The sequence below is a fragment of the Actinosynnema sp. NPDC050436 genome (genome assembly GCF_040655415.1).
In the GTDB taxonomy this organism is placed as follows: domain Bacteria; phylum Actinomycetota; class Actinomycetes; order Mycobacteriales; family Pseudonocardiaceae; genus Actinosynnema.
The window spans coordinates 379,528-388,292 of the sequence record NZ_JBFAJV010000006.1; the positions used below are offsets into that span (position 1 = coordinate 379,528).

12 protein-coding genes are annotated in these 8,765 nt (G+C 68.5%); all 12 read right to left on the minus strand.

Annotation, left to right across the window (positions count from 1 at the left end; translation table 11 throughout):
- Window positions 1–29 precede the first annotated feature (29 nt).
- Window positions 30–593, minus strand: a complete 564-nt coding sequence (gene rplQ / locus AB0I60_RS18535) for a 50S ribosomal protein L17 (protein WP_360731321.1) — start codon at window positions 591–593, stop codon at window positions 30–32.
- A 57-nt stretch (window positions 594–650) separates the two neighbouring features.
- Entirely contained in the window at window positions 651–1,703 is a 1,053-nt protein-coding gene (locus AB0I60_RS18540; RefSeq protein WP_015105234.1) for a DNA-directed RNA polymerase subunit alpha, read from the minus strand.
- A gap of 147 nt (window positions 1,704–1,850) precedes the next feature.
- Window positions 1,851–2,456, minus strand: a complete 606-nt coding sequence (rpsD, locus tag AB0I60_RS18545; protein WP_360731323.1) for a 30S ribosomal protein S4 — start codon at window positions 2,454–2,456, stop codon at window positions 1,851–1,853.
- A gap of 23 nt (window positions 2,457–2,479) precedes the next feature.
- Complete coding sequence (gene rpsK, locus AB0I60_RS18550; protein WP_015105236.1) at window positions 2,480–2,887, minus strand: 30S ribosomal protein S11; 408 nt, start codon at window positions 2,885–2,887, stop codon at window positions 2,480–2,482.
- A 34-nt stretch (window positions 2,888–2,921) separates the two neighbouring features.
- Window positions 2,922–3,302 carry a 30S ribosomal protein S13 gene (gene rpsM / locus AB0I60_RS18555; RefSeq protein WP_360731325.1) on the minus strand — a complete coding sequence of 127 codons (381 nt, stop codon included), beginning with the start codon at window positions 3,300–3,302 and terminating at the stop codon, window positions 2,922–2,924.
- A gap of 217 nt (window positions 3,303–3,519) precedes the next feature.
- Complete coding sequence (gene rpmJ, locus AB0I60_RS18560; protein ID WP_010148647.1) at window positions 3,520–3,633, minus strand: 50S ribosomal protein L36; 114 nt, start codon at window positions 3,631–3,633, stop codon at window positions 3,520–3,522.
- A gap of 58 nt (window positions 3,634–3,691) precedes the next feature.
- Window positions 3,692–3,913 carry a translation initiation factor IF-1 gene (gene infA / locus AB0I60_RS18565; RefSeq protein WP_005166804.1) on the minus strand — a complete coding sequence of 74 codons (222 nt, stop codon included), beginning with the start codon at window positions 3,911–3,913 and terminating at the stop codon, window positions 3,692–3,694.
- A 305-nt stretch (window positions 3,914–4,218) separates the two neighbouring features.
- On the minus strand, window positions 4,219–4,563 hold the full coding sequence (locus AB0I60_RS18570; RefSeq protein WP_360731326.1) for a DUF1707 domain-containing protein: 345 nt from the start codon (window positions 4,561–4,563) through the stop codon (window positions 4,219–4,221).
- A gap of 10 nt (window positions 4,564–4,573) precedes the next feature.
- Window positions 4,574–5,017 carry a DUF1707 domain-containing protein gene (locus AB0I60_RS18575; protein WP_360731328.1) on the minus strand — a complete coding sequence of 148 codons (444 nt, stop codon included), beginning with the start codon at window positions 5,015–5,017 and terminating at the stop codon, window positions 4,574–4,576.
- A gap of 76 nt (window positions 5,018–5,093) precedes the next feature.
- Window positions 5,094–5,867, minus strand: coding sequence for a type I methionyl aminopeptidase (gene map, locus AB0I60_RS18580; RefSeq protein WP_360731329.1), 774 nt, complete (start codon window positions 5,865–5,867; stop codon window positions 5,094–5,096).
- A 50-nt stretch (window positions 5,868–5,917) separates the two neighbouring features.
- A complete protein-coding gene (locus AB0I60_RS18585) occupies window positions 5,918–6,469 on the minus strand; it encodes an adenylate kinase (RefSeq protein WP_360731330.1) in 552 nt (183 codons plus the stop codon).
- Window positions 6,469–7,779, minus strand: a complete 1,311-nt coding sequence (gene secY, locus AB0I60_RS18590; protein WP_360731331.1) for a preprotein translocase subunit SecY — start codon at window positions 7,777–7,779, stop codon at window positions 6,469–6,471. Before secY ends, AB0I60_RS18585 begins: the two co-directional genes overlap by 1 nt.
- Window positions 7,780–8,765: the final 986 nt, after the last annotated feature.

Consider the following 8,765-nt stretch of genomic DNA (forward strand, 5'->3'; position numbering starts at 1 on the left):
GACGACGGGCTCGTCGGCGGACGGGTCCGTCAGGACTCGTCCTTCTTGCCCTCGGCCTTCGGCGCGTCCTCGGACGCGTCGGCGGCGGTCTCCTCGGAGGTCTCGGCGTCGGTCGCCTCGGTGGCGGCCTCGTCCTTCACCTCGTCGTCCTTGACCTCGTCGGCCTCGGTGGCCTTGGGAGCCTGGTCCTTGGCGAACTTGGTCTTGCGGGCGCGCTCCGCCTCAGAGGTGACGGTCTGCTCCTGCACCAGCTCGATCACGGCCATCGGGGCGTTGTCGCCCTTGCGCGCCAGCGTCTTGGTGATGCGGGTGTAGCCGCCCGGGCGGTCCGCGAACTGCGGGCCGATCTCGGCGAACAGCTTGTGCACGATGTCCTTGTCGCGGATGACCTTGAGGATCTCGCGACGGTTGTGCAGGTCGCCGACCTTCGCCTTGCTGATCAGCTTCTCGGCGTAGGGGCGCAGGCGCTTGGCCTTGGCCTCCGTGGTCGTGATCCGGCCGTGCGTGAACAGCGACGTGGCCAGGTTGGCCAGCATCAACCGCTCGTGGGCCGGAGAGCCCCCGAGACGGGGTCCCTTGGTGGGGGTTGGCATCGTATTGCTCCTCGGATTACTTGCTGATCCTCTGCTCCGGCCCGGCCGCGTGCGGCCTCAGAGCTGCTCGGTCTCCGCGTAGTCCTGGCCGTCGTCGTGGCTGTCCACGGTCGTGTCCGCACCCCAGCCCTCGGCGGGGTAGTCGGACGCGGCGGCCGAGGGGTCGAACCCAGGGGGGGAGTCCTTCAGCGCGAGGCCGAGGCCGACGAGCTTCATCTTGACCTCGTCGATCGACTTCGCACCGAAGTTGCGGATGTCCAGCAGGTCCGCCTCGCTGCGCGAGACCAGCTCGCCCACCGTGTGGATGCCCTCGCGCTTGAGGCAGTTGTAGGACCGGACGGTGAGGTCCAGGTCCTCGATCGGCATCGCGAACGCCGCGATGGTGTCGGCCTCGGCGGGCGACGGTCCGATCTCGATGCCCTCGGCGTCGACGTTGAGCTCGCGCGCGAGGCCGAACAGCTCCACCAGGGTCTTGCCCGCCGACGCGACGGCGTCGCGCGGCGTGATGGAGGGCTTGGTCTCGACGTCGAGGATCAGCTTGTCGAAGTCGGTCCGCTGCTCGACACGGGTGGCCTCGACCTTGTAGGTCACCTTCATGACGGGCGAGTAGATCGAGTCGACGGGGATGCGGCCGATCTCGGCACCGGCCTGCTTGTTCTGCACGGCGGGGACGTAACCGCGACCGCGCTCGACCACGAGCTCGATCTCCAGCTTGCCCTTGCCGTTCAGGGTGGCGATGTGCAGGTCGGGGTTGTGCACGGTGACACCGGCCGGGGGCACGATGTCGCCTGCGGTCACCGCACCGGGCCCCTGCTTGCGCAGGTACATGGTCACCGGCTCGTCCTCCTCGGAGCTGACGACCAGCTCCTTGAGGTTGAGGATGATGTCGGTGACGTCCTCCTTCACACCGGGCACGGTCGTGAACTCGTGCAGCACGCCGTCGATGCGGATGCTCGTCACGGCCGCGCCGGGGATGGACGACAGCAGGGTGCGGCGGATGGAGTTGCCGAGGGTGTAGCCGAAGCCCGGCTCCAGCGGCTCGATGACGAACCGGGAACGGGTCTCGTTGACCGCTTCCTCGCTGAGCGAGGGGCGCTGGGAAATCAGCACTGGGTTCTTCCTCTCTCAAACCCGACGACCGCTATTTGACGCCGGGAGTGCCGGTCGCGGAGACCGGCGAACGCGTGCGGCACACCATTCCGTGCCGTCGCGGGACCCGACTGGAGGGCGGCCCGTGCGGGCCGCCCTCCAGGAGGATCACTTCGAGTAGAGCTCGACGATGAGCTGCTCGGTGACGGGCGTGTCGATCTGCGCCCGCTCCGGGAGCTGGTGCACCAGGACGCGCAGGTTGGACTGCACGACCTGGAGCCACGCCGGGATCGGCCGGTCGCCGAACGACGCCCGCGCGGCCTCGAAGGGCAGCGTGGGCAGCGACTTCGGCTTCACGTCGATGATGTCGAACTTCGACACCCGGAAGCTCGGGATGTTGACCTTGTGGCCGTTCACGATGAAGTGACCGTGGCTGACCAGCTGGCGGGCCTGGCGGCGGGTCCGCGCGAGGCCCGCGCGGTACACCACGTTGTCCAGCCGCGACTCCAGGATCTGGAGCAGGTTCTCACCGGTCTTGCCGGTGCGGCGGACCGCTTCGTCGTAGTAGCGGCGGAACTGCTTCTCCAGCACGCCGTACGTGTAGCGGGCCTTCTGCTTCTCCTGGAGCTGGGCCAGGTACTCGGTCTCCTTGATCCGACCGCGGCCGTGCTGGCCGGGCGGGTAGGGACGGCGCTCGAACGCCTGGTCCCCACCGACGAGGTCGACCTTGAGCCGGCGCGAGATACGGGTAGCCGGTCCGGTGTAGCGAGCCATGAGTTCTTACTCCTCCCCGTGCCTCAGACCCGGCGCCGCTTGGGCGGGCGGCAGCCGTTGTGGGGCTGCGGGGTCACGTCCTGGATGGTGCCGACCTCGAGGCCGGCGGCCTGCAGCGAACGGATCGCGGTCTCGCGGCCGGAGCCGGGACCCTTCACGAACACGTCCACCTTGCGCATACCGTGCTCGGCGGCCTTGCGGGCGGCGTTCTCGGCGGCCATCTGCGCCGCGAACGGCGTCGACTTGCGCGAGCCCTTGAAGCCCACGTGGCCGGCGGACGCCCAGCTGATCACGTTGCCCAGCGGGTCCGTGATGGACACGATGGTGTTGTTGAACGTGCTCTTGATGTGCGCCTGGCCGTGCGAGACGTTCTTCTTCTCCTTGCGCCGGACCTTCTTGACCCCGGCGCCCGTGCGGGACTTGGGTGGCATCTCTGGGTGATCTCCTACTTAAGTCTGCGAGGTCTTACTTCTTGCCGGCCTTCTTCTTGCCCGCCACGGTCTTCTTCGGACCCTTACGAGTGCGCGCGTTCGTCTTGGTGCGCTGCCCGCGGACGGGCAGGTTGCGACGGTGGCGCAGACCCTCGTAGCAGCCGATTTCCATCTTGCGGCGGATGTCGGCCTGAACCTCGCGGCGGAGGTCACCCTCGACCTTGAAGTTGTTCTCGATGTAGTCCCGCAACTTAGCCAGGTCTTCGTCACCCAGGTCCTTGACACGGAGGTCAGGGGAGATCTCGGTGGCGGTCAGCAGCTCCTTCGAGCGCGTGCGACCAATGCCGAAGATGTAGGTGAGCGCGATCTCCATCCGCTTCTCGCGGGGGAGGTCGACGCCAGCGAGTCGTGCCATACGGCGCTTGCTCCTGTCGGTTCGCTCCAGGTCTGCTCCTCGCCCGGTCCCGGGACTGACTCGCTGTGTCAGTTCCGGCCGCTCTCGCGGTCGGCGTCCCGGCCCCGGCCTGGAGTCCGGGGGTGTGCCCGCGCGCGGCGGTGCGCGCGTGGGCAGGTGCGAAGAGGCTTGCTGTTGTCGCGTCGGTTGAGGACCGCGACCCAGTGCTCGGTGCTGATCAGCCCTGGCGCTGCTTGTGGCGCAGGTTCTCGCAGATCACCATGACCCGGCCGTGACGGCGGATCACCTTGCACTTGTCGCAGATCTTCTTGACGCTCGGCTGGACCTTCACGCCTGAGCTCTCCTGCTGCTAGCCAGGTGTCCCCGAGGCATCGTGAACACCGTGGAGGTCACTTGTAGCGGTAGACGATGCGCCCGCGGGACAGGTCGTAGGGCGAGAGCTCCACGACAACCCGGTCCTCAGGGAGGATGCGGATGTAGTGCTGACGCATCTTGCCGCTGATGTGTGCCAGGACCTTGTGCCCGTTCTCCAACTCGACGCGGAACATCGCGTTGGGGAGCGGCTCGACTACGCGGCCCTCGACCTCAATGGCCCCGTCCTTCTTGCCCATGTCCTCCGCGTTTCGTGACGGTGGGTACTGCTCCTTGGGTGCGGGCACGCGCGACCCCGACTCCTTCAAGGCCCTTGCGAACCCTGCCGGCCGTGACTGGACCGTCACAGGCATGGCGGAACCGGCGCTACGTGTGCGCCACCCGTCCATAGTACGCGCGTCGGCAGGCAACCCCAAATCGGCCCTGTTCGGGGCTTGGTCTCGTGCGGGTGAGTGGTGGGGTGTGCTGGCCGTGCGTGACGTCTGAGCTGGTCAGAGGCTTGACGCGGGAAGTTCGGGTGTGAGGTCGGGGTTCGCCGGCATCGTCAGGGCAGGACGACGAGCAGGAGACCCCAGAGGAGGAGCCACGCCCACCAGGGGTGCAGGGCCGTGCCCAGCGCGGTGCTGAGGATCGCCCAGACGAGGACGTTGAGCGAGAAGACCGCCAGGAAGAGCGCGTACCGCTTCCGCTTCGACCGCCTGGGCGGCGCGTCCGGCACGTCGTCCCGGGGCAGGTCGGCGGTGAGGGCCGCCAGCTCGGCGTAGCTGTCGGCGGACGCGACGAGGTGGATGCGCTGCTCGTACTCGGCCTCGGTCAGCCGACCCTCCGCCCGCGCCCGGGTCAGCTCCCGGGCGGTCAGGGTGCGGTCGTTGCGCTGGAAGTCGGTCACCTGACCCCGGTCACCCGTCCCGTCCCATCGCCAGCCACACCACGCCCAGCACCGAGCCGGTCGGCAGCGCCACCCACAGGAACCACGGGTGCACGAAACCGTCGCCGCCGAGCAGGCTCACCAGCACCCACAGCGCGAAGTTCAGCGCGCTCACGCTCAGCCAGATCGTGGTGAGCACCTTCATGGCGGTCCGACCGCCACCGCGCTTGGGCGCGACGGGCAGCGGGGGCGGCTGCCGGACGGCGGTGCTCTGGGTGAGCGCCGTCTGCGGCAGGTCGGCGGTCAGCACCGCCAGCTCACCCCGGGTCTTGGCCTGCCAGGCGCGGGACACCCGGAGGTCGAACTCCGCCAGGTCGAGGCTCCCGTCCGCGTGGGCCCGGTGCAGCCACTGCTGCACCAGCTCGCGTTCGGCGTCGGAGGCCCGCATGTCCTCGGGCCGCACAGGCTGCGTCACGCCACCCATGGTGGCGCGATCACCCCCCGACAAGAAGGGGGCTAGCCCCACGCTTGCCCGTGGTGCCACCCCGACGTCAGTCCTCCGGCGCGGTGAGCACCCACGGACCGTCGTCCGTGATCGCCACGCTGTGCTCCCAGTGCGCCGCGCGCGAGCCGTCCGCCGTGATGACGGTCCAGCCGTCGTCCAGCTCCACGGTCCGCTCGCTGCCCAGGGTGAGCATGGGCTCGATGGCGATCGCCATGCCGGCCTTGAGCCGGGGGCCCTTGCCGGGCTTGCCGTAGTTCGGCAGGAACGGGTCCATGTGCATCTTGGTGCCGATGCCGTGGCCGCCGTAGCCGTCGACGATCCCGTACTCCACGCCGTCGCGCTCGCCCGCCAGGATGGTGGCCGACTCGATGGCGAAGGAGATGTCGCCGAGCCGCCCGCCGGGCAGCGCCGCCTCGATCCCCGCCAGCATCGACGCCCGGGTCGCGTCGGACAGCCTGGTCTCGGCCTCGGTCACCGCGCCCACCGCGAGGGTGACGGCGGAGTCGCCGTGCCAGCCCTCCAGGATCGCGCCGCAGTCGATCGAGATCAGGTCGCCCTCGCCGAGCACCTGGGTCTTGCTGGGGATGCCGTGCACGACCTGCTCGTTGACGCTCGCGCAGATGCTCGCCGGGAACCCGTGGTAGCCCTTGAAGCTCGGCACGGCACCGGCGTCGCGGATGCTCTGCTCCGCCAGCTCGTCCAGCTCGCCGGTGCTCACGCCGACCTTGGCGTGCTCGGCGAGCAGCGCCAAGGTCCGCGCGACGACCAGGCCGGCGGCCCTCATGGCCTCCAGCTGGCCCCGGCTCTTGATCTCGATCATGCGGTCCTGACCACCGGGCAACGCGTTGCGCAGAGCATCGAGCAGTCCGTTCACTCGCCCGCGCGCAGCGCCTTGAGCGCGCGCTCGGTGATCTCCTCGACCGAGCCGACGGCGTCGATCGTCAGGAGGATGTCCCGGTAGTAGTCCAGCAGCGGGGCGGTCTCCGACCGGTAGACCTGCTGCCGGTGGCGGATGACGTCCTCCTTGTCGTCCTCCCGGCCGCGCGCGAGCAGCCGCGCCACGACGACGTCCTCGGGCACGTCGAGTTCGAGGACGGCGTCCAGGCGCTGGTCGGTGCGCGTCAGGAGGTCGGTGAGCACGTCGGCCTGGGCCGTGGTGCGGGGGAACCCGTCGAGGAGGAAACCGTTGCCGGTGTCCGCCTCGGCGAGGCGCTCCCGCACCATGTCGATGGTGACCGAGTCGGGCACCAGCTGACCTTCGTCCAGGTACTTCTTCACCTGCCGGCCGAGTTCGGTCTGCCCGCTGATGTGGGCGCGGAAGAGGTCCCCGGTGGAGATGTGCGGCACGCCGAGCTGGGTGCTCAGCACCTGGGCCTGCGTGCCCTTGCCCGCTCCGGGCGGGCCGACGAGAACGAGTCGCACTAGCGGAGGAACCCTTCGTAATTGCGCTGCATGAGCTGGCTCTCGATCTGCTTCACAGTGTCGAGGCCGACGCCGACCATGATCAGCACCGCCGTGCCGCCGAACGGGAAGTTCTGGTTCTGACCCTGGTCGGTGATGTCCAGGAAGAAGTTCGGCAGGATGGCGACGATGCCCAGGTAGATCGAGCCAGGCAGCGTGATCCGCCCCAGGACGAAGCGGAGGTACTCGGCGGTGGGTCGACCCGGTCGGATACCCGGGATGAACCCACCGAACTTCTTCATCTCGTCCGCGCGCTCGTCCGGGTTGAACGTGATGCCGACGTAGAAGTAGGTGAAGAAGACGATCAGGAGGAAGTACAGCGCGATGTGCACCGGGCTGGACTGGGTCACCAGGTGGGTTGCGACGAAGGTCGCGAACCAGCCGGGCGCCGACCCGTCGGTCGAGGCGGTCAGCCGCGAGATCAGGTCGGGCAGGTAGAGCAGCGACGAGGCGAAGATGACCGGGATGACACCGGCCTGGTTCACCTTGAGCGGCAGGTAGGTCGAGGTGCCGCCGTACATCCGGCGGCCGATCATGCGCTTCGCGTACTGCACCGGGATGCGGCGCTGGGCCTGCTCGACGTAGATGACGCTGGCGATGATGAGCAGCGCCGCGAGGCACACCAGGAAGAAGGTCAGGCCGCCCCGGCTCCAGATGATCTGGCCCTCGGCCGGGATGCGCGCCGCGATGCCGGTGAAGATCAGCAGCGACATGCCGTTGCCGATCCCCTTCTCGGTGATGATCTCACCGAGCCACATGATCACGCTGGTGCCGGCGGTCATGACGACGACCAGGACGACCAGGTTCCACACGCTCTGGTCCGGGATGACCGGGACCTCGCAGTTGGCGAACAGCTGGCCGCGCACGGCGAGCGCGATGATGCCCGTCGACTGGAGGACCGCGAGCGCGATGGTCAGGTAGCGGGTGTACTGGGTCAGCTTGCCCTGACCCGCCTGACCTTCCTTCTTGAGCTGCTCGAACCGGGGGATGACCACGGTGAGGAGCTGGACGATGATGCTCGCGGTGATGTAGGGCATGATGCCCAGCGCGAAGATCGACAGGTTGAGGAGCGCGCCGCCGCTGAACAGGTTGATCAGCGAGTAGATGCCCTGCTGGTCGACCGAGTCGATGCATTGGCGGACGTTTTTGAAGGAGACGCCCGGCGCGGGCATGGTCGCGCCCAACCGGTACACCACGACGATCCCCAGCGTGAAGAGGATCTTCTTCCGTAGGTCCGGCGTCGCGAGAGCCGAGCGGAATGCGCCGAGCACGCGAACCTCCATCAGCGTTGCCGCCCCGCCTGGGTCGGCATCCTGCGGTACCGGCTGTGTTGCCGGCACAGTCTTGCGTCTGCCTGGCTTGCGCCTGTCGAGCTGTGCGCTTGCCTGACTTGCGTCTGTCTAGCGCCTGTCCTCGCCCTCGTCCACCGGGCCGGCTCCGACCGGCGGCCGTGGCTGCACGGTGTCGCCGGTGGTTGCCGGTGGTGGCGGACGCGACGGGGTAGCCGCGACCGACCCGGAGGACATCCGGGTTCAGCCCGCGACTTTAACAGCCGCGAGGCAGATCGCCGTAGCCAGTCGTCCTTCACACTTCGTACCTGATCGACTACGCCTGTCCGCAAGCCCCCGAACGGATCAAGTTCCGCTGGTTGCGCCGGCTGCGAGCGGGGCCGCCATCCTCACCAGCAGCGCGCCCCTCCCCTGGGTCAGTCGGTGCTTGGCGCTGGGTGTCGGGTCGGTCGCCGGATGATCACCTTGGGTGTCGCGAAGGGTGCGTCTACCGGCGTTTTCGCAGCCAGGTGGGCGGGTTGTGCGGTGGGAGGCGGGGCTGCGGGTGGGTGGGTGCGGGGTCCGCGAACTGCGGGATGGCCGTCGTGAAGATCAACGGGGCTGTGGGGGTGCTGATCGCGGTGGGGAACCGGGTGTGTGGTCAGTGGCCCTGATGAGGTGGTGTTCGGCGGTATGTGGCCGGTGTGTAGGTGTGAAGAAGATGCGCGCGGTTGGGTGAGCGCGGGGGGGGTGATGCCCGGTCTTGGGCGTGGGGCGGGTGCACGGGGTGCGGGTGCACGAGGGGGTTCCGCCCTGCGCGAACGGGTCTCGTATGGGGGGACTTGAAAGAGTCCTCGCCGGACGGGCGAGCCGCCAAGGATGACGGAAGTGCGTGGGTCGTCGTGTCATCCCCGTGTGGCCCGGTCGGAGACAACCACCCTTGAGTGGGGTGTGCAAGCGAAGGGCGTGCTTGCACACCCCACTCAAGC

Bases quoted from the DNA above. Each gene is read 5' to 3' on its own strand.
- rplQ (WP_360731321.1), bottom strand. From the start codon at position 593: ATGCCAACCCCCACCAAGGGACCCCGTCTCGGGGGCTCTCCGGCCCAC.
- rpsD (WP_360731323.1), bottom strand. From the start codon at position 2,456: ATGGCTCGCTACACCGGACCGGCTACCCGTATCTCGCGCCGGCTCAAG.
- rpsK (WP_015105236.1), bottom strand. From the start codon at position 2,887: ATGCCACCCAAGTCCCGCACGGGCGCCGGGGTCAAGAAGGTCCGGCGC.
- rpsM (WP_360731325.1), bottom strand. From the start codon at position 3,302: ATGGCACGACTCGCTGGCGTCGACCTCCCCCGCGAGAAGCGGATGGAG.
- infA (WP_005166804.1), bottom strand. From the start codon at position 3,913: ATGGGCAAGAAGGACGGGGCCATTGAGGTCGAGGGCCGCGTAGTCGAG.
- map (WP_360731329.1), bottom strand. From the start codon at position 5,867: ATGATCGAGATCAAGAGCCGGGGCCAGCTGGAGGCCATGAGGGCCGCC.